Raw genomic sequence first — 24,014 nt, forward strand, 5'->3', positions numbered from 1 at the left:
GAGGTTAACTAAGAAATTATGATACGCGAATTAGAATTAGACGACAAAGAATTATATCTGAATATGGCACATGATTTTTACCGTTCGCCGGCGGTACTGCATCCGATACCGGATTCTTATATAGAGCGTACTTTTGAGGAGTGCATGAAAAGTGACACCTATGTAAAGATTTATATCATGGAATATGAGGGGAAACCGGCAGGATATGGAATGCTGGTTAAGACATTTTCTCAGGAAGCAGGAGGGTATGTGTACTGGCTGGAAGAGCTTTATATCATGGAGAAGTACCGCTCGAAAGGATTAGGCAGTGAATTCTTCAATTATGTAGAAAAGAACCGGGAAGAGGAAGTCACACGCTTCCGCCTGGAGGTGGAAGAGGATAACACCAGAGCAAGGGAACTTTATAAAAGATTGGGATATAAAGATCTGGATTACCGCCAGATGGTAAAGACATTTTAAAAACAGGAGGAAAAATGGCATGACAAAAGCAGGAGAAAGAAAAGTAGAAACAGTAGAAAGAGCAAACGGAGGGGCCGGGTTTATTATGAAAGAGGCTCTGCTTACACCGGAACAGCTGGGCAGCCATTGTGGAATGTTTTCTCAGGTTACGCTGAAGCCAAATTGTGAGTTGGGATATCATGAGCATCATGGGGAGACAGAAACCTATTATATCCTTTCAGGGCGGGGAATGTACGATGATGATGGCAAAGCAGTCCCTATAGGAGCGGGAGATGTCCTGTTCTGTGAAGACGGAAAAGGACATGGGGCTAAAAACACAGGGAACGAGGATCTTGTATTTGTAGCTTTAATACTAAAAACAAAATAGAAGACTATGTGGAGGCCGTTCTGTCAGGAGTGTTCATGAAATCGTCTCCCCAAGTGCTTTCAGCAGCCGTAAATTATCTTCGGGACGCATGATACAGAAACGTACATATTCACCTTCCAGACACTGGAAGGAGGAGCAGTCACGTATCATGAGTCCATTTTTTATGCAGGAGACGAAGACATCTGCGGCAGTAATCCTGTCCTTGTGTATATGAATCAGTATGAAGTTGGCCTGGGCCTCATAAACGGTAATCTGCGGAAAACGGCGCAGCTCCTGCAGCATCCGGGCTCTTTCACTGAGAATGAGGGAGCGGGTTTTCTGAATATATTCTGTGTCCTCCAGCATAAGCTTGCCCGCGAAGGCTCCTATGCTGTTTAAAGACCAGGGAATCTGGTGTTCTTTGACAGCGGCGAGGAAGGAAGTATTTCCGGTAACTCCATACCCTAAGCGGAGGCCGGGAGCGGCAAAGAATTTGGAGACCCCCCGCAGAATCATGAGATTATCAAAATCCTCCACAAGAGACATGGCAGTGACTTCTGAGACATCAGAGGCAAACTCCACGTAGGTCTCGTCAACCATGACGAAAGTCTGTAATTCCCTGCATATTTCGAGAATCCTCCGCATCTCTTCCGTAGTAACTGCAGAGGAAGTGGGGTTATTTGGATTGCATATGATGAGCAGGTCATAGCAATTCTGCAGCTTTTTAGTAAAGTCTGAAATATCCAGCCGGAAATTTTCATCTGGATTGAGATGATAGTATTCCTGTATACTTTCGGAGAAGGAGAGTTCTCTTGCATATTCAGAGTAAGTGGGGCCAAGTATCAGAGTTTTTTTCGGACATCTCTGTTCTATGAGAAGGGCGATGAGTTCGGTGGAACCGTTCCCCACCATTACATAGTCAGGGGAGACATGGCAGTAACTTCCGATGACACGGCGCAGGTCAGTATATTCTCTGTCTGGATAGGAGGAGATAATATCCAGATGGCGGGCCACTTCACCCTTTACCTTTTCGGAAAGCCCCAGAGGATTTACATTAGCACCGAAGTTGACGATAGAATCCTTAGGAATTTTGTAGTGCTCAGCAACTTTTTCTAAATCACTGCCGTGAAAACTTGAAATTGTACTCATGTATACAATCTCCTTTCAAAATCTTTTATTCACCCGTTGCAAGAAATACCATAAAGATGATATAATTCATTATAGCGTGCTTATGAAAAAATGCAATGAAAGAAATATGAGTAGGTGACCAACTTGAAAAATAAGATTAAACGTCTTTCCAAAGGGGATTTTCATATTCCTCAGCCGGAGATTATTTTCCCGGAGACACGGATTATTATGCGCGTCGGGGAAGGTGAGATGTACAAAGGAAGTTTTTCCCTGCAGAATCAGGGAGAGGGAACGATCAGGGGGCTTGTATACCCCTCTTCTTATCGTGTCCATTGTGAAGAACAGGGCTTTGATGGGAATCCGGTTAATATTTATTATACATATGACGGCTCAGGATTGCTGCCGGGACATGTGGAGCATGGAAGATTTACGATTGTCTGCAACGGAGGAGAATACAATGTTGCGTTTACGGCAATCATTGAGAAGCCTTTTGTAATGACAAGTTATGGAAAAGTCCAGAGCCTGGAGGATTTTAAGAAGCTTTCTTTCAGAGACTCAGCAGAAGCGGAGAAGCTGTTCCGCTCCAGAGACTTTTACGAGATATTGAAATATGAGGACAAGCGCATACAGGCACTGTACAACAATATGCGCAAGTGGGAGCTGGACCAGCAGGCACTTGAAGAGTTTCTGGTGGGCTGTAAGCAGAAGGAGAAGATATTCCTGACACTGGAAGAAGAGAGCCGTGCATTTATGGAGGTGGAGCAGGCACGGAAAGAGACCCTTACAGTGAAGAAAAATACATGGGGATTTTTGTTTGTGGATGTATATACGGCAGGAGATTTCCTGACAGTAGAGCATTCCAAGGTTACCACCGAAGAGTTTATAGGAAATTCATACCGTCTGGAGTATATCATTTCAACAGAGCATCTCCACAGGGGAAGCAACTTTGGTCAGATTATTCTTGAGACACCTTATGAGACACTCAAATATGAGATTGTAGTGGAAAAGGATGTAAGGCGGGACGAGGAATACCGTGCTGCAGACAAGGAATTTGTCAGCATTGTCCAGAGGTACCTGACTTATGAGGCGGGCCGGATTGATTTAAACACATGGACGGAAGAGTCACTGAAGAAGATTGAACATCTGCGGAATGAGAACGGCAGAAACGAAATATATCTTCTTGTTCATGCCCACATCTGTCTTCTTGGAAATCGTTTTGACGAGGCAAAACTGATTTTGGAGTCTTACAATTACAATCGATTTGCTATAGGTAAAAATGTGGAAATAAGCTCTTATTATTTATATCTTACTACCTTATTGAGCAATGACTCCATTGGCCAGAGGCGGGTGGCAGAGGAATTGTCCAAATCTTATTTGAAGCATCCGGAGAGCTGGATGATTCTCTGTATGCTGGTGAATGTGGATTCAGAATATAAAATTTATAGTGAGCGTCTGCGTGCGCTGGAACGTCAGTTCTATGAGGAGAAGGCACATAGTGTGTGGTTCTATATGGAGGCCTTTAAGTGCTTCCGTGATAAGAGCTCTTCTTTGAAGAAACTGGGCACCTTTGAGGTGCAGGTACTTCACTTCGCGGCAAAGCATAAGCTTATGACAAAAGAGCTGGCTCTGTACACGGCAAATCTGGCAAGTCAGCTGAAGCAATTTGACAGACATCTTTTTGAAACACTGGTTCTGTCATATAAGATGTATGAAGAGTATATGATTCTTACAGCTATCTGTACACTGCTGATTAAAGGGAACTGTGTGGGCCCGGAATATTTTAAATGGTATGAAGATGCTGTGGAATCGGAGCAAAAGATTGCACAGCTATATGAATATTATATGGTCTCTATCCAGGAGGAGCGTTTTCATAAGGCACTGCCCAGATCCGTGTATTTATATTTTATGCATGGAAACATGTTGGATTATCGCAAGTGTGCACTATTGTATTCAAATCTCATCACATATGAAGATGAATCCAGTGAAATTTATGCTCATTACAGGGATGAGATGGAGGCATTTGCGTGGAATCAGCTGGAAAGACGACACATTGATGAGAGGCTGCGTATTATCTACAAGCGATTCATTGTAGAGGAGGCCATGAACACAGAGCGGATTAAGGCACTGTTTGATATTTGCTATGCCTATGAAATTACAACCAAAATACCGAACATGAAGTTTATTTATGTCATAGCCGACGACGGGAATATTGTGCAGAGAGTACCTTATACTGACAGAGGAGCACAGGTATTCCTTTATTCAAAGACCGACCGTCTTGTGTGGGAGGCCAGGGACGGAAGGCATTACACTGACTCTATTCCTTATGAGAGCCGCCGGCTGTTTTATGAGCTTCGCTATATGGACATGTGCAAAAAGTATTTAAACGGTATGCGCATGAGCCGGCAGAAGGAAGAAGAGGAGCCTCTGACCCTGGACGTTGTCAAGGGAAAAGGGGTAGAAAATTACGAGGAAGAAGAATTGTTCACCTTCTGCAGTAAAACGATCAGGGAGAACAATTACGAGAATGATGATTTTCTGACCTATATCTGTTTTGAGCTGTTTAAACAGGGAAATTATGACAAGGTGATTCTGACTTATCTTGCAAATTACTACTGTGGTGCAACTGTGGACATGAAAAGGCTTTGGCGGGAGGCAAAAGAATACGAGGTTCATACTCATAACCTGGCAGAACGGATTCTGACACAGATGTTGTTTTCGGAGGAGTTATTTGCAGAGGTACAGATATTTGAGGAATATTATGCGGAAGGTGCGTACTTCAGGCTTCAGCAGGCATATCTTGCCTATATGGCCAGAGGTTATGTGGTGGAAGACCGGAAGATAGGCAAGAGTGTAATCGACATCATATGTAAAGAGTATGAAAAGGGAGAAGACACTATTGATATCTGTAAGATTGCAGTTCTGAAATATTATTCGAACCGGGAATACAGTTCCGGGACGCGCAAGACATTGAAGAAGTTTCTGCAGGAGCTCAGCGGAAAACAGATTTACTTTCCATTTTTCCTTGCCTATGAAAAGGACTGGTTGATTGAGCTTCAGCTCTGGGACAAGACCTTAATCGAATATAAAGGTCAGAAGGGCAGCCGTGTTATGCTTTACTATCAGCTCCAGAAGGGAGATTTTGAAGAGGTGGATTATTCCATGGAAGTGCTGACCCCAATGTATGAGGACCTTTATGTGAAAAAGTTTGTCCTGTTTGCAAATGAAAAGCTGAAATATTATTTCAAAGAGACAATCGACGGCAATACATACCGCAGTGATAAGGAAATCTGCATAAAGGAAGTAGAGGCTGGGGAATTAGGGAGATATGGCCGCCTGAATGATATTCTCCTGTGTGAAGGCGAAGAGAGAGAAAACAGGATGAAATCCTATGCAGTAGAAGATGCAGTAGCGGTACATATGTTTGGAAGGTATTAAGAGAAACAATCAGCATAAGCAGGAGGTTTATCGTGGGACAAGGCAATATAATTGGATATGAAATAAATGATAAGGCCTGCCAGATCAGCTTCTATAACGATCAGCAGCTTGAACCGGAGACTCTGGAGGTGGATTCTGATAATTATCAGATTCCTCTGATTATCGGTAAGCTGAGAGATACATGGGCCTACGGCAAAGAGGCGAAGCGTCTTGTGACTGTTAAAGAAGGATTTACAGTGACCAGGCTTTTGGAGAAGAGCCTGGCAGGAGAGAAGATTGAATTTGGGGAAGAGACATATGATGCGGTATGGCTTCTGTCCAAGTTCATTCAAATGTCCCTGCAGCCTTTTCCGCAGATAGAAGGCATTGTCTTTAGTGTGCCGGAGCTGACTGAAGAGTTGGCGCGTCTCCTGCGGGGAATTGCGGTCAGAATGAATGTTGATAAAAGGCATATTTTTATCCAGGACTATAAAGAAAGCTTCTGTAACTATTTGTTTTATCAGCCGAAGGAGCTCTGGCAATATGAGGCGGCATTGTTTTGCTGTGAAAGAAATGAGATCAGGGCATACATGCTGCGCCGGTTAAAGCCCGGCCTGGGGGGCGGCAAGACTACGTTTGTAACTGTGGACGAGGTGGCAAGCGCTCATATGAAGGAACTGGCCGCGGTCTATCCTGTGTTGAATGAAGACAAGGCAAAGGAGGCAGATGCACGTTTCACTAAGTTCATCGAAGGTGTATTCGATAAGCGGATTGTTTCCTCCGTTTTTTTGACAGGAGAAGGTTTTGAGAATAACTGGTACCCCACATCCCTGCGGGTTTTGTGCAACGGAAGACGGGCATTTATCGGGAACAATCTTTACAGTAAGGGTGCCTGTTATACAGCATACCGTAAGATGTTCATGCATATTGAGGATCCGGTGTATCTGTCGGAGACAAAGCTGACAGACCAGATTACAGTTAATATGAGGGTGGATGGACAGGAAATGTGGTATCCTATCGTCTCCTGGGGGGCGCACTGGTATGAGTCCAACAATCAGTGGGAGGTACTGCTGGAAGATGTTGAGGACATTGAACTGCACGTTGAATCTCTTGTTCAGGGAACCTTGAAGACGGAAGTGATTTCTTTAAAAAACTTCCCGAAAAGAGGGGAGTATTCTATGCGGCTTCAGATTGAAACTCTATTTCTGGATGAGAAGACCTGCAAGATCACTGTGCGTGATGTAGGCTTTGGAGAGTTCTTCCTGCCTACAGATTTCCAGGAGGAGAAGATTATACATTTAGGAGGCAACGATGGGAAGTTTAATTCTCTGTCATGACAGACATGCAACGCATCCCTATGAAATTACAAGGATCCATTGTAAGATATTTACAATTGAGGAATTATGCTATTATCTGTGTAATAATCTTTATCTGGTGGATTACACAATTATGAATGAACAGCTCTGTACATGGCTGGACGAGGAGATTGGAATGCCGGAACTGGCGGCAGACTTAAGGGACGTTATCCGCATGCGCGGTTCGGTGGAGAAGTTTGTTTTGACAATCTTGAAAAGCTCCAGGATATTCAGAGAGCCGGAGATGATCCGTATTCAGAATGTGCTGGAGCGTCTGAAGAATCAGAAGGATATTGAGAGGCAGAAATTCAAGGGAGACAACCTTTTAGAGAGCGGTGAAATTGAGGAGGCAATTCTTGTGTATCAGGCCATACTCAATGAGGAAGCGGATGAGAGTGTGGATCCCAAGTTCTATGGGAAGATTTATGCCGGCCTGGGAGCCGCCTACGGAAGGCTTTTTCTGTATCAGGAGTCGGCCAAGATGTATGACAGAGCTTATCAGATATGCGAAGATACCCAGCTGCTAAAGCCATATCTCTATGCATCTTATAAATATATGTCCCTGGAGGAGTATCATATTTTGTTGACGAAGCATGATGATTATGTGGAGGTCAATGCCCAAATGCGGCAGGAGATGGAAGATATCAAGGAGCACTTACAGATGGAGCGAAGTGCTGCACTGCTGGAAAAATGGAAGCAACAGTATAGAAGAAGCCACATATAGAACCGGGGAAGTGAAGTGTGTTTTATAGGGACTGGAATTGAGCATGGAAGGCGTTTGACACAAAGTGCGAAATGTGTTATTATGTGCAGGTATTTTAGCAAGGTAAAGTAATCAATTGATAAAAGAAGAAAGTGAATTGCGCTGGCCAGTTTATGTTTTGAAAAATATAGGCTGGTCAGTATACTGGATTGAGGAGGACATTATATTATGAAGAGAAACTTGGCAGCGGCAATGGCAGCCATACTTGTACTGTCGGCAGGCTTAGTGGGATGTGGGGATAAAAGTAAGGATGCATCTGCCGGTAATTCTGCAAAGACGGAGAAAAAGGCGGATGTAACCAACGAGGAAAAGAAAGAGGGAGACACTTTTACAGTAGGGTTTGATGCAAGCTTTCCGCCCTACGGATACAAAGATGACGACGGAGAATATGTAGGCTTTGATTTAGATTTGGCCCAGGAAGTGTGTAAGAGAAACGGCTGGGAGCTGGAGAAACAGCCAATTGACTGGGATGCCAAGGACATGGAGCTTAATTCCGGGACAATCGATTGTATCTGGAACGGATTTACCATAAACGGGCGCGAAGAAGACTATACATGGTCAGAGCCCTACGTGGATAACAGTCAGGTGGTGGTAGTTTCCCAGAACTCGGGAATTAAGACTTTAGATGATCTTGCAGGTAAAATTGTGGAAGTACAGGCTGATTCCTCTGCATTGAAAGCACTGGAGGGGGATCAGAAGGAATTGGCAGGGACATTTGGGACACTGACACAAGTGCCGGATTATAATACCGCGTTCATGGACTTAGAAGCAGGGGCAGCGGAAGCCGTTGCTATGGATGTGGGGGTTGCAGATTATCAGATTGAATCAAGAGGAGACGGATACGTTATACTGGATGATTCTATTTCTACCGAACAGTATGCTGTCGGCTTTAAAAAAGGAAATGAGAAACTTAAGGACCAGGTACAAAAGACGCTGGATGAGATGGCCAAAGACGGTACATTTATGACTATCGCAGAAAAGTGGGGCGTTGAGGATGCTGTCTGCCTGGGCAAGTAAATCCGGAGGATTAAAAGAATGAACATAAGTATTGCGGCTATGCTGGGACAATTGTCCGGTGGAATGATAGGTACGATAGGCATATTCTTTGCGACCCTGCTATTCTCCCTGCCACTGGGGCTACTTGTGGCATTTGGAAGAATGTCAAAAATAAAGATTATTCAATGGATAGCGAAGATTTATATTTCCATTATGCGGGGAACCCCTCTTATGCTGCAGCTGATGGTGGTATACTTTGGGCCCTACTACATATTTGGAATCCAGATTTCAGCTTCCTACCGGCTCGGTGCCGTACTCATTGCGTTTGCAATCAACTACGCTGCATATTTTGCGGAAATTTACCGCGGAGGCATTGAATCTATGCCGACAGGGCAGTATGAGGCGGCACGGCTTTTAGGCTACAATAAAGGGCAGACCTTTTTCCGCATTATTTTTCCTCAGGTAATCAAGAGAATTATGCCGTCTGTGACAAATGAAGTAATTACCCTTGTAAAAGATACCTCTCTTGCATTTTCCATTGCCTATGCGGAGATGTTTACTACAGCGAAACAGATCGCATCATCTCAGACCTCTATTATTCCTTTAGTCTCAGCTGGAATATTCTATTATCTGTTTAACTTGCTTGTGGCCGTGACGATGGAATTGCTGGAAAAGAAATTGGATTACTACAAGTAGGAGGAAATGCATGAGTTTACTGGAAATGAGCCATATTAAGAAAAGTTTTGACGGTGTGGAAGTATTGAAGGACATTTCTCTGAAAGTAGAGGAAGGGGAGGTTCTGGCAATTATTGGCCCTTCCGGCTCGGGAAAATCAACACTGCTCCGCTGTGCCACAGATTTGGAGACACCGGATGGCGGTGATATTCACTATGAAGGGAAATTTGGACTGGTGTTCCAGAACTTCAACTTGTTCCCTCATTTTTCTGTACTGAAGAATATTACAGATGCCCCTCTGAAGGTGCAAAAGAGGGAAAAAGAGGAAGTACTCAGAGAAGCCAGGGCACTTTTGAAAAAGATGGGACTGGAAGATAAAGAAAACGCCTATCCTTATCAGCTTTCCGGAGGACAGCAGCAGCGGGTCTCTATAGCGAGAGCACTGGCTATGAATCCGAAAATACTTTTCTTTGATGAGCCTACATCGGCTCTGGATCCGGAGCTTACAGGAGAAATTCTGAAAGTAATCAAGGATCTGGCAGCAGAACAGATGACCATGGTTATCGTGACCCATGAGATGAATTTTGCAAAAAATGTGGCTGACCATATCATATTTATGGATAAAGGCATCATTGAAGAACAGGGTACACCGGAGGAAGTATTTGGCTCCGATAATGCCAGAATGAAAGGATTTCTTGGGAAGTTGGCTACTGATAAATGATAAATAAGGCATATCACATAAGCATAACTTATATATACCGGTGCAAATAAATAATGAACGCGAACCCATACAAGGCAGTGGATATATTGATTTTACCATTGCCTTGTATTATACTTTTATGGTAGCTTAACTCAATGAAAGTACAAAAGGACAGGTGTGAACGTATGAAAAAACTGGAGCAGCTTTACGAAGGAAAAGCCAAAAAGGTATTTGCCACAGATGACCCGGATATTGTAATTGTGGACTATAAAGACGACGCTACTGCATTTAACGGAGAGAAGAAGGGAACAATCGTTGGAAAAGGTGTGATTAACAATCGGATGACCAACTATATTTTTCAGGTGCTGGAAAGGGAAGGTGTGCCGACGCACTATGTGGAAGAGCTCAGTGAGAGAGAAACCGCAGTAAAAAAGGTGGAGATTGTTCCACTGGAAGTGATTGTCCGCAATGTGGCTGCTGGAAGTTTTTCAGAAAAGCTTGGAATTGAAGAAGGAAGAAAACTGTTAGCACCTACTTTAGAATTCAGTTATAAGGATGATGAGCTGGGGGACCCGATGATCAATGACTACTTTGCCATAGCAATCGGGGCTGCCACAAGAGAAGAGATTGACAAGATCACAGAGTATACTTTTAAGGTAAATGAGGTATTGAAAAAATTCTTTGACGAGGCAGGAATTGAGTTGATTGATTTTAAGATTGAATATGGAAGATTTCACGGTGATATTATTCTGGCAGATGAGATTTCGCCGGATACATGCAGGCTGTGGGATAAAGAGACACATGAGAAGCTGGACAAGGACCGGTTTCGGAGAGATATGGGAAATGTGGAGGACGCATATAAAGAAGTATTTCACCGTATCGGCATTCAATAATCAGGAGTGTATTCATGAACAAATTGGAAAGGCTTACTACAGGTTTAGGTGAAGAGTGCGGAGTTTTTGGGGCATATGATCTGGATGGCGGCGATGTGACGCCATCCATATATTATGGCCTTTTTGCCCTGCAGCACAGAGGACAGGAAAGCTGCGGCATTGCAGTAACAGACACATGTGGAACGCGCAGAGTTTTATCCCAAAAAGGTCTGGGACATGTGGATGATGTATTTGATGAAGAATCTTTGGAAAAACTAAAAGGCAATCTGGGAGTCGGGCATGTCCGATATTCCACGGCAGGAGGGAGCTGCGCTGAGAATGCACAGCCATTGGTCATCAATTATGTAAAAGGGACACTTGCTATTGCCCATAATGGCAATCTGGTCAATGCATCTGCACTTAGGCGGGAACTGGAATATACAGGGGCCATTTTTCAGACGACTGTTGACTCAGAAGTGATTGCATATCATATTGCAAGGGAACGCCTTCATGTATCAACAGTTGAAGATGCTGTAAAAAATGCCATGAAAAAGATCAAAGGAGCCTATGCTCTTGTTATAGGCAGTCCCCGCAAGCTGATTGGCGTAAGAGACCCCCTTGGAATAAAGCCCCTGTGTATCGGAATGAAGGATAACACTTATATTCTTGCGTCTGAGAGCTGTGCAATAACCGCAGCGGGTGCTGAGTTTGTACGGGATGTGCTGCCGGGTGAGATTGTAAGTTTTACAAAAGATGGGATAGCTTCTGATATGAGTATGGCAGTTTCGGCCAACCAGCAGGCCAGATGTATATTTGAATACATCTATTTTGCCCGCACGGACAGTACCATTGACGGTGTGAATGTCTACCATGCCAGAATTAAGGCCGGAAAGGCACTGGCAGAATCTTATCCGGTGGAGGCAGACCTGGTGGTTGGTGTGCCGGACTCCGGACTTGTGGCCGCCAAAGGCTATTCTGAGCAATCCGGGATTCCTTATGGAATGGCTTTCCATAAAAACAGTTATGTGGGCAGAACGTTTATAAAGCCAAAACAAAGTGACAGGGAATCCAGTGTAAAAATTAAGCTGAATGTGATTCCCGAGGTGGTCAAAGGAAAGCGGATTGTCATGGTGGACGATTCCATGGTGAGGGGAACAACCTGTGCCAACATTATCAGAATGCTGAAAAAAGCAGGTGCCACAGAGGTGCATGTAAGAATAAGCTCACCGCCGTTTCTGTTTCCCTGCTATTTTGGAACCGATGTGCCGTCCAACGAGCATCTGATTGCACATTCCCATACACCGGAGCAGATATGTCAAATGATAGATGCAGACACACTTGGCTACATGGAAGTGGAAAAGCTAAAAAATATGGTTGGAGGCTTAAGTTTTTGCGATGCATGTTTTACAGGGAAATACCCCATGCCTGTCCCCGGCAGAGACATCAGCCATGAATTTGAGCAGAGCACTTAGTGAGGTCCTTTCGAGCTTAGTGCGAGCCACATCCTGACACTTGACGAGGTCTTATCGAGTCTAGTGACAGGATGTTACATTATAGAACAGGAGATTATACTATATGAGTACAGACCGTTATATCAGCCCTCTTTCCGAGCGTTATGCGAGCAGGGAGATGCAGTATATTTTTTCACAGGATAAGAAATTCAGGACATGGAGGAGACTCTGGATTGCTCTCGCGGAGACAGAGAAAGAGCTGGGACTGAATATCACAGATGAGCAGATTGAAGAAATGAAAGCTCACGCAGAAGATATCAATTATGATGTTGCTAAAGAAAGAGAAAAAGTGGTGCGCCATGATGTGATGTCCCACGTATATGCCTATGGGGTGCAGTGTCCTAAGGCAAAAGGGATTATTCACCTGGGAGCCACCTCCTGCTATGTTGGGGATAATACAGACATTATTATCATGTCGGAGGCACTGAAACTGGTAAAAACGAAACTGGTGAATGTGATTTTTGAGCTGGCGAAGTTTGCAGGCAAGTACAAGGAACTGCCAACTTTAGGGTTTACACATTTCCAGCCTGCCCAGCCAACCACGGTAGGCAAAAGAGCCACTCTCTGGATGCAGGAATTTGAGATGGATCTGGAAGATCTGGAATACGTTTTAGGCAGTTTAAAGCTTTTGGGCTCCAAGGGGACTACAGGGACTCAGGCAAGCTTCCTGGAATTGTTTGATGGAGATCAGAAAACTATTGATAAAATTGACCCTATGATAGCGGAAAAAATGGGATTTGAGGCCTGCTATCCGGTGTCCGGGCAGACTTATTCCAGAAAGGTGGATACCAGAGTAATAAACGTACTGGCGGGGATTGCCTCAAGTGCCCATAAGTTTTCCAATGATATCCGTCTGCTTCAGCACCTGAAAGAAGTGGAGGAGCCTTTTGAAAAATCTCAGATTGGGTCTTCTGCCATGGCGTACAAGAGAAATCCCATGAGAAGTGAGAGAATTGCCTCACTGTCACGCTATGTTCTGGCGGATTCACTGAATCCGGCAATTACAGCCTCCGTACAGTGGTTTGAGAGAACTCTAGATGATTCTGCAAATAAACGATTGAGTATTCCGGAAGGTTTTTTGGCAGTCGACGGTATTCTGGATCTGTGCCTGAATGTAGTGGATGGACTTGTGGTATATCCAAAAGTAATTGAAAAACATCTGATGTCTGAGCTGCCTTTCATGGCGACAGAAAACATTATGATGGATGCTGTAAAAGCGGGAGGAGACAGACAGGAGCTGCATGAGAGAATACGTAAATTGTCCATGGAGGCAGGGAGAAACGTAAAAGAAAAAGGCCTGGACAATAATCTTTTGGAAATGATTTCCCAGGACGATGGGTTTAATCTTAGTCCGGAGGATCTGCAGAAAATAATGGATCCGGTAAAATATGTGGGCCGTTCAAAGGAGCAGGTGGAAGCTTATCTGAAAAACGTGATTGATCCGTTATTGGAGAAGAATAAAAAAGAACTTGGCGTGAAAGCAGAAATTAATGTATAATCTTAATAACAGGACATAAAATCTATTTAGTACTCTGCCAAAGTAAGACTGTGCTTACAGCAAAATGGCAGCAAGGTCCAACGAGAAAAAGGAGGTTAGAGGTATGGCAATTTGGATTATACTTGCAGTGATTGTTATCATTGTTATCTGGCTGGTAGGTTCCTACAATGGGTTTATCCGGCTCAGAAATAAGACGGAGGAAGCATTTTCAGCTATGGATGTATCGCTGAAAAAGAGATACGATTTAATTCCAAATTATGTAGAGACAGTAAAAGGTTATGCAAAACACGAGTCGGCAACTCTGGAGAAGGTGATTGCCGCACGCAACGCGGCGATGAATGCATCTACCGAGGAAGAAAAGATTGCAAACGATAATATTTTAAGTGGTACTTTAAAATCACTTTTTGCACTTTCCGAGAGCTACCCGGATTTGAAGGCAAACCAGAATTTTCTGCAGTTACAGGATCAGCTGCAGCGGATTGAGGAGGAGATTGCTGGTTCCAGAAGATATTATAATGGCGTAGCGAACCGCTTTAACACAAAGGTGGAGATGTTCCCGGGCAATATTGTTGCGGGCATTTTTGGATTCAGGAGAAAACCGCTGTATGAAGTGACAGAGACACAACAGAGAGAGAATGTGAAGGTGAGTTTTTAAAAAGAGGAGGATATTGGCATGAGTAAGTCCAGAAATGGTTCTATCAAGTGGCTTTTTCCAGTTCTTCTCTATGTGCTTTTTATGTTTCTGACTTCAGGTATCTTCGATGATTCAGAATCGGAGCTTACAATGGATCAGAATATGGAAACGCAGTATTTTAATACAGATATCGTTATAGGGGGCGGCCAGTCATATAAGGTTACAGAAAATATCGGAGTGAGCTTTTATACGGGCAGGCAGGGAATCTACCGTCATATCCCATATAAAGGAACGGTGGTTGATTATGATCAAGAAGACAACCTGGTATCCGTGCCTTATTATGCAAAAATTACGGAGGCAAAGGCAAATGAACCTCTGGAGGTCAGCAGGAAAAATGGCAGCTGGCTCGGGCGTCTGGGCACCGAAGGCGAGTATAAAACAGGCGGGGAATATCAGATTTCCTACACATTTACACCGCAATTTGAGACGAAGGATTATAATAATGCCTACTATAATGTGTTTCCGAAACAGTGGCAGAATGATATCCCGGCGGGCAGCCGATTTACAGTTACATTCCCGAAGGATTTTGACCATGACAGGTTGAAATTTTACTATGGAGAACAAGGAGAACGCTCGGATGCGGCGGATATCCTTGCATTGTCATGGGAGGGAAATACAGTGACCGGGGTTTTACAGAGGGATCTTCCAATGGGGAATGGGGTTACATTCTATGCACCGATGAAGGAAGGATATTTTACCGGAATCGGTCATGTTGATTTCCTTCCATGGATGCTTCTTCTCCCTGGGGTTGTGCTGTGTGCGCTGATTGTATTTTTATACTTGAAATTCGGCAGAGACGAGCAGATTATTCCTTCCGTACAATATCAGCCTCCGGATAATCTGGACAGTGCAGCGGTAGGCTACATTATCGATGATAATGCTGATAATAAAGACATGATTTCCCTGATTATATATTGGGCAGAACAAGGGTATCTGCGCATTGAGGAGCAGAAGAGCAATAATCTCTGCCTCTATAAATTGAAGGATATTCCAAAAGATGCACCTGGATATCAGATTACTATATTCAAGAAACTGTTCGGACGCAGCGATAAGCGTAAAGTCAACAGTTTGACATATAATTTCGCAGGGACGCTGGATATAGCAAAAAAGCAGCTCAAAAATTCTATTGAAGAGCGGGGCGGATTATACACTGCGGCATCCAGAATTTCCCGTTGGGTGGCAGCGGTATGCTGTACTCTGCCTTTTGGCTGGTTTATGCTTGTCACAGGGCGGTATTCACTTACAGGTACGATTCAAACGGTGATCCAGGTGATTTTGTGGGGGCTTCTTGCAGCAGGGACTTTTGTATTCTGCACAGGAGTTGATAAATGGTATGCGAAATCTGCAAAGTCAAGGAGAGTAACCATAGAGATTAGTGCAGGAATGTGCCTTTTTGCCGTCTCTGCATATGTAATCAACTACATCCTACGAGTATACCGTAGAGAGATATTTCAATATGTCTGGGTGCTGTTTTTGGTAGTGATTATGACTGGGATAATGGTGGCAATGGCAGGTTTTATGAAAAAAAGAACACCGAAGTGTGTGGAATGGATAGGGAAACTGGCCGGGTTAAGAGATTTTATTGAGACTGCGGAGCTGGAGCGTATGAATGAACTGGCAAAAACAAATCCGGAGTGGTTTTACCATATCATACCTTATGCTTATGTTTTCGGACTCTCTGATGTGTTCGCCGAAAAATTGAAAGATCTCTCACTGCCGGCCCCTGAGTGGTATGTACCGTACCATCAATATACATTTTTTGATTACTATGTGTTCAATAGTTTAATGGTAAACAGCTTTGATAAGGCAGCCACCCAATTGTCGGTGCCAAAGCCCAGCAGTTCAGGCTCATCAGGTGGTTCTTCCGGGGGAAGCTTCGGCGGCGGAGGCGGTGGGTTTTCCGGGGGAGGTTTCGGCGGCGGCGGAGGCGGGAGCTGGTAGCAGGCAGTATACTGCTGCACGGCCGGACAATAACCAAAATAATGCAAAGGAATGTTGCAGATTGTGGCAGCATTCTTTTTTAGTATGTAAAATAGTTATGATGTAGCAAGGTCATGCTTTTGCATGCAAGCATGAAACGCATGGCCTTTTGACCCTGATATCATATCATCTATTTTACCAAGGAGAAAGGAACCCCGGCAAGGCAGGGGGAGAGGAGGAGAATTATGGAATTGTGTGTGAAGAGAGTTGAATTTGATGAGGGCAGAAAGCGGGGTTTGCGTATAATATTAGCAATATTTTCATTTTCTTTTGTTATCGGGACGGCTCATGAACTGCCGGAAGTTGATTTTTCGAAAACGAATTCTGCATGTGAACCCCGGTCTGAGACTGATGCACAGGGAGCAGAGATAGTGCCGGCGGAAACCATACAATTAAAAGGCACCGAGGAAAGGATGCAAAAAGAAGTTATGCATATAAAGGTTCCGCTGAGCGGGCTAAAAGCGGGTATTTCCCGGAGCGGTGAAAGAGTACTGCCTATGGTAGCTTCACCGTCAGTGGAGAATATTTCCGAAACTGTATCGGATATTTTTCCGGGTAATATGATACCGCAAATTCCACCCGCTAATTCTGGGGCAGCGGCCCCGAACGTCTCGGAAAAACCGGTGGATGAGAAACCGTCCACAGTACCGGCCGGACAAGACATCCCTACAGTACCTATTAAACAGGGGGATTCTTCGACAGCGCCGGCACCGGAAAAGGAGGGTTTGCCAGCAGTAAATAATCCTGTTACGGAATCACCGGAAACTGTGGATCCGGGTAATGCAGAGGAAAGCGGTGGTGAAGAAACGGAGCCGGAGGAAAGTGGTAATGGGGAAGCCCCTGTAGACCAATACGGAGGATTCCTTGTAAACGAGGAAGGAATGATTTACAGCTATGACCCGGGAGCAGGCATGCTGAATGAAGATGGTATCTTAGAGTTTCCGGGGGAGGAATGTACAGGCATTCTGGCAGGGACTTTCGCCGGGGTGGGAGCTGGTATCTGCGAACTGCACATTCCTGCCAATATGGCTTTTATCGAAGCAGGTGCACTGAAAGACCTGACGGAACTCGCGGATATTGAAGTGAGCACAGACAATCCTGCTTATGTAAGCAGTGAAGGTGTACTGCTGGACCGCAGCATGACCTCCATTCTGGCATTTCCGGCAGACCGGGTGGGAATTTATAGGGTTCCCGGTTCCGTAACCGGACTTGCCGAATATTCTTTTGCAGGCTCAAAGCTGTCAGTTCTGAATGTGGTGGAGTGCGGTATTGTCGGGATTGCAGAAAATGCGCTGGAGGGCAGCGCCCTGACAATATGCGTGCCCAGAGAGTACGTGGAGGAATACAGGATCATGTTTCCTGAAAAAGAAATTGCAGGCAGGTAATTATGTTTTGCATACTGTTCTTCCGGGAAGGAGCATAAATTTACCTTACAATGATGAATTTATTTCGGAAGTATGTTAGAATACTTCGCGGAGGCAGGATAAGAATATGGATTATAAGCTTGTGATGAATATGGCAGTTATGGCAGGGGAACTGATGCTGCGCAGCGGAGCGGAGACATACAGGGTGGAAGATACTATGTACCACATCCTGCGCACGGCGGGGACCCAGACTGTAGAGGCCAGTGTGATGATGACGGGAATCGTGGCGACTATCAGCAATCCGGATATGGAGCCAATTACAATGATTAAGAGAGTACAGGAAAGAGGGACGAACCTGAACCGGATTATGCGGGTAAATGAAATATCCAGAAATTATTGTACAGGAGAATTATCTCTGGAAGATGCCTTTGAGGAACTGAAAGTCATCAGTGGAAAGCAATATTGTATCTGGGTGTATAATCTTGCTACGGTGGTGGTTCCTGCAGGCTTCGCACCTCTGTATGGCGGCGGCAGTGCGGAGGTGCTGGCTTCAGCGGCAGTGGGGGCAATCCTGGCACTGGTGATAACGGGTGGAAAGAGATTACAGATTAACGGATTTATACTGGACACTTTATCTTCTCTGGCAGTGGCTGCAGCGGCAATGCTTTTAAAAGGACTGTTTCCCTTCCTGAACAATGATACAGTCATTATAAGTGCTATTATGCCCCTGGTGCCGGGGGTCGCAATAACAAATGCAGTGCGTGACACTCTGCAGGGTGACTATATTTCCGGCGGAGCGAGAATTCTGGAGGCATTTTTAAAAGCTGTGGCCATAGCCCTCGGAGCGGGGGCCGGTATGGCCCTCGCAAATCATTTTTTTACAGGAGGTGGTCTGCTGTGAAATTATTTTTTGGAGTAGTCGGCTCTTTTGCAGCTGTTGTAGCATTTGCAATACTTTTGGAGACTCCTAAAAAGTACCTGCCCCATGCCGGGGCAGCAGGAGCAATAGGAAGCTTTGTATATCTTCTTGGGCTGCATAACAATTTTGGTACGGTTCTTGCAACTTTTTTCTCGGCTCTTGCAATTGCGCTAGCTTCTCATACGTTTGCCAGGATATTTAAAGCTCCAGTGACAATTTTCCTGATTGCGGGAATTCTGCCTACGGTACCGGGAGCAGGGATGTACCGGACTGTGTACTATATTATTACAGATGACAGAGCCAGAAGCAGCTATTATCTGACACAGACACTGGAAATTGCAGGGGTAATTGCACTGGCTATTTTTATTATGGACACGCTGTTTCGGGTGCGTTTAAAAAAGGTTGAAAAAAAATAGGAAAAGAAATAGAAAGTTTTTTCTATGTTGAAGAATGATACAATTTGTCCTATAATGAGTAAGACATAAGATATAAAGAAGAAGCGGGGATAGAAAAATGGGTAAAGTAAGAACGAGATTTGCACCGAGCCCCACAGGGCGGATGCATGTGGGTAATCTGCGTACGGCATTGTACGCATATCTGATAGCAAAGCATGAGGGGGGAGATTTTATCCTTCGTGTAGAAGACACCGACCAGGAGCGTTTTGTGGAGGGAGCTTTGGATATTATATACAGAACTATGGAAAAGACAGGTCTGGTTCATGATGAAGGTCCGGATAAGGATGGGGGATACGGCCCCTACGTGCAGAGTGAGCGCTCTGCCAGCGGCCTGTATATCAAGTACGCAAAGCAGTTGGTAGAGCAGGGGGATGCCTACTATTGCTTTTGCGATAAGGAAAGACTGGACTCTTTAAAAACCACTGTATCTGAAGAAAGCGGAACTGATATTGTGAAATATGACAAGCATTGTCTAGGGCTTTCCAGAGAAGAAGTTAAGGCCAATCTGGCAGCCGGAAAGCCGTGGGTAATCCGCCTGAATGTGCCAAATGAGGGTACAACCGTTTTCCATGATGAGATTTACGGAGATATTGAGGTTCCCAATGATGAACTGGATGATATGATATTGATTAAATCTGACGGTTTCCCGACGTATAATTTTGCAAATGTGATTGATGACCATTTGATGGAAATTACGCATGTGGTCAGAGGAAATGAATATCTCTCCTCTGCACCGAAATATAACCGCCTGTATCAGGCTTTCGGCTGGGATGTGCCGATTTATGTGCACTGCCCGCTGATAACCGATGAGAACCATAAGAAGTTAAGCAAACGCAGCGGACATTCTTCCTATGAAGATTTGATTGATCAGGGATTTATTTCTGAAGCTGTTGTAAATTTTGTAGCACTGCTCGGTTGGAGTCCGGCGGATACAAAGGAGATATTTTCACTGGAAGAACTGGTAGAAGCCTTTGACTATCATCACATGAACAAATCTCCGGCAGTGTTTGATACGGTAAAGCTTAAATGGATGAATGGGGAATATCTAAAGGCTATGGACTTTGACAAATTTTACGAGATGGCAGAGCCTTATATTAGAGAGACTGTAACAAAAGACTACAATTTGAAGAAAATCGCGGCTCTTGTAAAGACAAGAATCGAGATTTTCCCGGATATAAATGAGCAGATAGACTTCTTTGAGGAACTTCCGGAATATGATATCAGTATGTACACACATAAGAAGATGAAGACAAATGCGCAGACCTCTTTTGCAGTGCTTACGAGCCTACTTCCACTTTTGGAGGCCCAGGGGGATTACAGTAATGATGCATTATTTGAGACTTTGAAAAAGTATGCGTCGGATAACGGTTTCAAAACCGGCTATGTGATGTGGCCTGTGAGAACGGCTGTATCCGGAAAGCAGAATACCCCGGGGGGAGCTACGGAGATTATGGAGATTATCGGAAAAGAGGAGTCTCTGAAGCGCATAAAGATTGCAATTGAAAAGTTAGAAGCAGCTTTAAGTTAGGCAGAAAGAGGAATACATGGGTTTTAGTAAGGCTCAGGAAGAAGCGATCACTCACGGAACCGGCCCTTGCCTTGTTCTGGCAGGGCCGGGCTCCGGGAAGACTACAGTGATTGTGAACAGAATGAAATATTTGATAGAGAAGTTAAAGGTTAGGCCAGAAGAAATTCTGGTCATTACTTTTACTAAATATGCAGCGGCTGAGATGAAGAGCCGCTTTCAAAATCTGATGGGGAAGAAAAGCCTGTCCGCTACAGTAGGCACTTTTCACGGTATATATTACGGAATTTTGAAGTGGGCATACCACTTTGATTCCCGAAATATTTTGTCTGAGGAGGAAAAATATCAGATTATCAAGAATGTGGCCAGCCGGCAGGAGATCCAGATTTTTGATGAGGAAGATTTCATTTCGGACATTGCGGCAGAAATTGGAGTTGTCAAGAACAACAGAATAGACATAAGGTCTTACCATTCATCAAAATGCAGCCCGGAAGATTTCCGGAATATTTATCTGGAATACGAGGCCCAGAGAAAGAGAGAAAGAAAAATTGATTTTGATGATATGCTCGTACTCTGCTATGAGTTATTTTCAAAAAGACCCGATATTTTGAAAATGTGGCAGGAAAAGTTTCATTATGTTTTGATTGATGAATTTCAGGATATCAATAAAGTACAGTATGATGTGATTAAAATGCTGGCAGAGCCGCAGCAGAATATTTTTGCCGTGGGAGATGATGACCAGTCCATCTATGGCTTTCGTGGTGCAGATTCAAAGCTGATGTTTCAATTTAAAGAGGACTACCCAAATTTGCGGCAGCTTCTTCTCGACATTAATTTCCGATCCACCTCAAATATTGTGCAGAATGCATTAAAAGTTATCGGCAATAACGAGACACGTTTTGAGAAGGCAATCCATGCAAAAAAAACTAAGGGCTTGAGCCTTCATGTACAGGAGGTGGCAGACCCGGCGGAGGAGAGCCGATATGTAATGGAAGAGATACAGAGCCGTATACAGTCAGGAGTAAAAGCGGAGGACATTGCAGTGCTTTTCAGACTTCACACGGATGCAGGAAATCTTGCGGAGACACTCTGGGAGCATCGGGTTCCCTTTCAGATGAGGGAGCATCTGCCCAATATATATAATCATTTCATTGCAAAGGATATAAAGGCCTATTTTAAAATGGCGGCTGGGAGCAGGATACGCCAGGACTTTCTGCAGATTATGAACAAGCCAAAAAGATACATTAGCAGAGACAGCCTTACCGGGAGGGAAGTTGCTTTTGAGGACTTAAGAAAATTCTATTGTGACAAGGACTGGATGCTGGACCGGGTGGACCAGTTTGAGTGGGATTTGAAGATGCTTGCCAAGATGGCTCCCTATGCGGCAATCCAGTACCTCCGCAAGAAAATAGGATATGATGATTTCCTGAGAGAATATGCTGCTGCCCGGAAGATGCAGGCAAGTGATCTATTTGAGATACTTTCAGAAGTGGAAGAGGCGGCACGCCCTTTTTCCTCTTTGGAGAGGTGGTTTTTGCATGTGGAGGAATACACCAATGCGTTGAAAATGAGGGAGAACAGCAAAGAGCCGCACTCAAGCGGGGTACGGCTGATGACAATGCATGCTGCAAAAGGGTTGGAATTTGACACAGTGTATATTATAGAAACCAATGAAGGTCAGATTCCATATAAGAAATCACTCAAGGAACAAAAGGAGGAGGAAGAGCGGCGGCTGTTTTATGTTGCCATGACAAGGGCAAAGGAGCTCCTCAAGATTGTATATGTAAAAAACAAAAACGGAAAGGATAAGGATCCTTCCCGCTTTGTAGACGAACTGTTTGAGAAAAAACAAGTTTAATCCGCATCCGGTGCTTCGTCCGGCTCCAGATCCTCATATTCCAGGGAATCTAGCCATTCATCGAATTTGTCGGCGGCGCGCTCATACTCATCGTCGTCCTCAATATTCTCAAGTGAAGGTTCGTCCGAATCTGTCTGGTGGAACCGATAGAGAAAGACATCCCCATCACCGCTTTCACCTTCTTCGTCCAGAGGCAGCAGAGCAATATACTCCTGTCCTTCTGTTTCAAAAATGGTAAGAACAGCGCATTCCAGTTCCTCATCATTGTCCAGTGTCAGTGTAACGGTGAGTGATTCGTTTTCGTCCATAAATTTTCTCCTTTTATTGTTGATACATTCACTGTAACAAAAAGGAAAATAAAAAGCAAGAAAAAACATACGCCTGTCTCTCTTGACATTGCTATGAAACACGTTAGAATAAAAGAGACTGGTTTACAGCAAAATCAAACTGACGGCTGAGCTGTAAAATCAATTATACATAATGGGAGGATATTCGATGAAAAAACGGATATTTAGCTTATTTCTAACAATTCTGGCAGCGTGCATGCTGTTTGCAGGGTGCAAGAAGGATGTAGGTACACCTGAAGATAATGCAGTAGAAAAAGAGGAAAAGGCGGGGACTAAAGAAGATTCTGTCTACACTTTTGGTTATAGTTGTATTGATATGGACAATCCTTATTTTGAGACGCTGCAGCTGTCCATAGAAACGATGCTGAATGAAAAAGGATTTCAGCTTATTACCAAAAACCCAGGCTCTGATGTGGAATTGCAGATTGAACAGATTCAGCAAATGATTGAGCAAGGCGTGGATGCTGTCTTTTTATGTCCGGTGGACTTGGAAAAAATAACCCCGGCTCTGGAAGCTCTGAAAGAGGCAGACATTCCGGTTATCAACATAGACACGCAGGTCAGGGACACAGATCTGACAAATGCTTTTGTTGGTTCTGACAATAAAAATGCAGGGTATCTGTGTGGCACAGATTTAGTAAAGCAGAAGCCGGACGGCGGGAAGATTGTAATTCTGGAGAACCCATCTGTGAATTCCGTCAATGAAAGAATTACAGGCTTTGAAGAAGCCATTGCGGATGGAGGCTTTGAAGTTTTGGCGAGAATAAATACAGAAGAGCCACAAGCCAATATTCAAAGTGAGTTGAAAGCAATTTTGTCAGAATTCTCCCACATTGATGCAGTAATGTGCGGGAATGACCAGGTGGCCCTGGAGGCTTTGCAGGCTATTGAGGACGCGGGCAGGACGGATATGCTTGTCTATGGCGTGGACGGTTCACCGGGAGTGAAGAGTAAATTGCTGGAGCCGGGCACCTGTATGGCCGGGACGGGAGCACAATCTCCTATTAATATTGGTAAAAAGGCTGTTGATACAGCAATTGCTGTTTTGGAAGGCAATGATTATGAGAAAGAGACTTATGTGGATACAGTTTTCATTAATAAGGATAATGTAGAAATGTACGGAACTGACGGCTGGCAGTAATAAAGGAGAGAGGA

The 24,014-nt window shown here is 44.3% G+C and carries 21 protein-coding genes; 19 read left to right on the plus strand and 2 right to left on the minus strand.

What is annotated here, in order from left to right:
• Positions 1-18: 18 nt before the first annotated feature.
• Positions 19-459, plus strand: coding sequence for a GNAT family N-acetyltransferase (locus tag EDD59_RS13425; protein ID WP_132382734.1), 441 nt, complete (start codon positions 19-21; stop codon positions 457-459).
• Between the two features lie 19 nt (positions 460-478).
• Positions 479-826, plus strand: a complete 348-nt coding sequence (locus EDD59_RS13430; protein WP_132382736.1) for a cupin domain-containing protein — start codon at positions 479-481, stop codon at positions 824-826.
• A 33-nt stretch (positions 827-859) separates the two neighbouring features.
• Here EDD59_RS13430 and EDD59_RS13435 read toward each other — a convergent pair whose 3' ends face one another.
• Positions 860-1,954 (minus strand): pyridoxal phosphate-dependent aminotransferase, encoded by a 1,095-nt coding sequence (locus tag EDD59_RS13435; RefSeq protein WP_132382738.1) that lies wholly within the window; start codon positions 1,952-1,954, stop codon positions 860-862.
• 123 nt (positions 1,955-2,077) lie between these two features.
• On the opposite strand from EDD59_RS13435, the gene EDD59_RS13440 reads away from it, so the two are divergent.
• From EDD59_RS13440 to EDD59_RS13515, 16 genes are all read left to right on the plus strand, one after another.
• Positions 2,078-5,368, plus strand: coding sequence for a DUF5717 family protein (locus tag EDD59_RS13440; protein ID WP_132382740.1), 3,291 nt, complete (start codon positions 2,078-2,080; stop codon positions 5,366-5,368).
• A 32-nt stretch (positions 5,369-5,400) separates the two neighbouring features.
• Positions 5,401-6,684 (plus strand): DUF5716 family protein, encoded by a 1,284-nt coding sequence (locus EDD59_RS13445; RefSeq protein WP_132382742.1) that lies wholly within the window; start codon positions 5,401-5,403, stop codon positions 6,682-6,684.
• Positions 6,659-7,426 (plus strand): hypothetical protein, encoded by a 768-nt coding sequence (locus EDD59_RS13450; protein ID WP_132382744.1) that lies wholly within the window; start codon positions 6,659-6,661, stop codon positions 7,424-7,426. Before EDD59_RS13445 ends, EDD59_RS13450 begins: the two co-directional genes overlap by 26 nt.
• 207 nt (positions 7,427-7,633) lie before the next feature.
• Entirely contained in the window at positions 7,634-8,482 is an 849-nt protein-coding gene (locus tag EDD59_RS13455; RefSeq protein ID WP_132382746.1) for an amino acid ABC transporter substrate-binding protein, read from the plus strand.
• An 18-nt stretch (positions 8,483-8,500) separates the two neighbouring features.
• Positions 8,501-9,157 carry an amino acid ABC transporter permease gene (locus tag EDD59_RS13460; RefSeq protein WP_132382748.1) on the plus strand — a complete coding sequence of 219 codons (657 nt, stop codon included), beginning with the start codon at positions 8,501-8,503 and terminating at the stop codon, positions 9,155-9,157.
• A 10-nt stretch (positions 9,158-9,167) separates the two neighbouring features.
• Positions 9,168-9,857, plus strand: coding sequence for an amino acid ABC transporter ATP-binding protein (locus EDD59_RS13465; RefSeq protein WP_132382750.1), 690 nt, complete (start codon positions 9,168-9,170; stop codon positions 9,855-9,857).
• A gap of 164 nt (positions 9,858-10,021) precedes the next feature.
• Complete coding sequence (gene purC, locus EDD59_RS13470; RefSeq protein WP_132382788.1) at positions 10,022-10,729, plus strand: phosphoribosylaminoimidazolesuccinocarboxamide synthase; 708 nt, start codon at positions 10,022-10,024, stop codon at positions 10,727-10,729.
• A gap of 14 nt (positions 10,730-10,743) precedes the next feature.
• The gene (gene purF / locus EDD59_RS13475) at positions 10,744-12,180 is read left to right on the plus strand and encodes an amidophosphoribosyltransferase (RefSeq protein ID WP_132382752.1); all 1,437 of its coding nucleotides are present in this window, start codon (positions 10,744-10,746) and stop codon (positions 12,178-12,180) included.
• 103 nt (positions 12,181-12,283) lie between these two features.
• A complete protein-coding gene (gene purB, locus EDD59_RS13480) occupies positions 12,284-13,717 on the plus strand; it encodes an adenylosuccinate lyase (RefSeq protein ID WP_132382754.1) in 1,434 nt (477 codons plus the stop codon).
• Positions 13,718-13,820: 103 nt separating this feature from the next.
• Positions 13,821-14,372, plus strand: coding sequence for a LemA family protein (locus EDD59_RS13485; RefSeq protein WP_207670408.1), 552 nt, complete (start codon positions 13,821-13,823; stop codon positions 14,370-14,372).
• 18 nt (positions 14,373-14,390) lie between these two features.
• Positions 14,391-16,352 (plus strand): DUF2207 domain-containing protein, encoded by a 1,962-nt coding sequence (locus EDD59_RS13490; RefSeq protein WP_243117430.1) that lies wholly within the window; start codon positions 14,391-14,393, stop codon positions 16,350-16,352.
• Positions 16,353-16,576: 224 nt separating this feature from the next.
• Positions 16,577-17,776 carry a hypothetical protein gene (locus tag EDD59_RS13495; RefSeq protein ID WP_132382758.1) on the plus strand — a complete coding sequence of 400 codons (1,200 nt, stop codon included), beginning with the start codon at positions 16,577-16,579 and terminating at the stop codon, positions 17,774-17,776.
• Positions 17,777-17,882: 106 nt separating this feature from the next.
• Positions 17,883-18,656, plus strand: a complete 774-nt coding sequence (locus tag EDD59_RS13500) for a threonine/serine exporter family protein (protein WP_132382760.1) — start codon at positions 17,883-17,885, stop codon at positions 18,654-18,656.
• Positions 18,653-19,090: a threonine/serine exporter family protein gene (locus tag EDD59_RS13505; RefSeq protein WP_132382762.1), complete on the plus strand. Its 438-nt coding sequence runs from the start codon at positions 18,653-18,655 to the stop codon at positions 19,088-19,090. Before EDD59_RS13500 ends, EDD59_RS13505 begins: the two co-directional genes overlap by 4 nt.
• Before the next feature lie 97 nt (positions 19,091-19,187).
• Positions 19,188-20,657, plus strand: coding sequence for a glutamate--tRNA ligase (gene gltX, locus EDD59_RS13510; protein WP_132382764.1), 1,470 nt, complete (start codon positions 19,188-19,190; stop codon positions 20,655-20,657).
• 16 nt (positions 20,658-20,673) lie between these two features.
• The gene (locus EDD59_RS13515) at positions 20,674-22,512 is read left to right on the plus strand and encodes an ATP-dependent helicase (RefSeq protein ID WP_132382766.1); all 1,839 of its coding nucleotides are present in this window, start codon (positions 20,674-20,676) and stop codon (positions 22,510-22,512) included.
• Here the strand turns inward: EDD59_RS13515 and EDD59_RS13520 are convergent.
• Positions 22,509-22,820: a DUF1292 domain-containing protein gene (locus tag EDD59_RS13520; RefSeq protein ID WP_132382768.1), complete on the minus strand. Its 312-nt coding sequence runs from the start codon at positions 22,818-22,820 to the stop codon at positions 22,509-22,511. The genes EDD59_RS13515 and EDD59_RS13520 overlap by 4 nt on opposite strands.
• A 187-nt stretch (positions 22,821-23,007) precedes the next feature.
• Here EDD59_RS13520 and EDD59_RS13525 point away from each other — a divergent pair, with 187 nt between their 5' ends.
• Complete coding sequence (locus EDD59_RS13525) at positions 23,008-24,000, plus strand: sugar ABC transporter substrate-binding protein (protein ID WP_132382770.1); 993 nt, start codon at positions 23,008-23,010, stop codon at positions 23,998-24,000.
• Positions 24,001-24,014: the final 14 nt, after the last annotated feature.

The sequence above is a fragment of the Muricomes intestini genome (assembly GCF_004346165.1).
Lineage (GTDB): Bacteria > Bacillota > Clostridia > Lachnospirales > Lachnospiraceae > Muricomes > Muricomes intestini.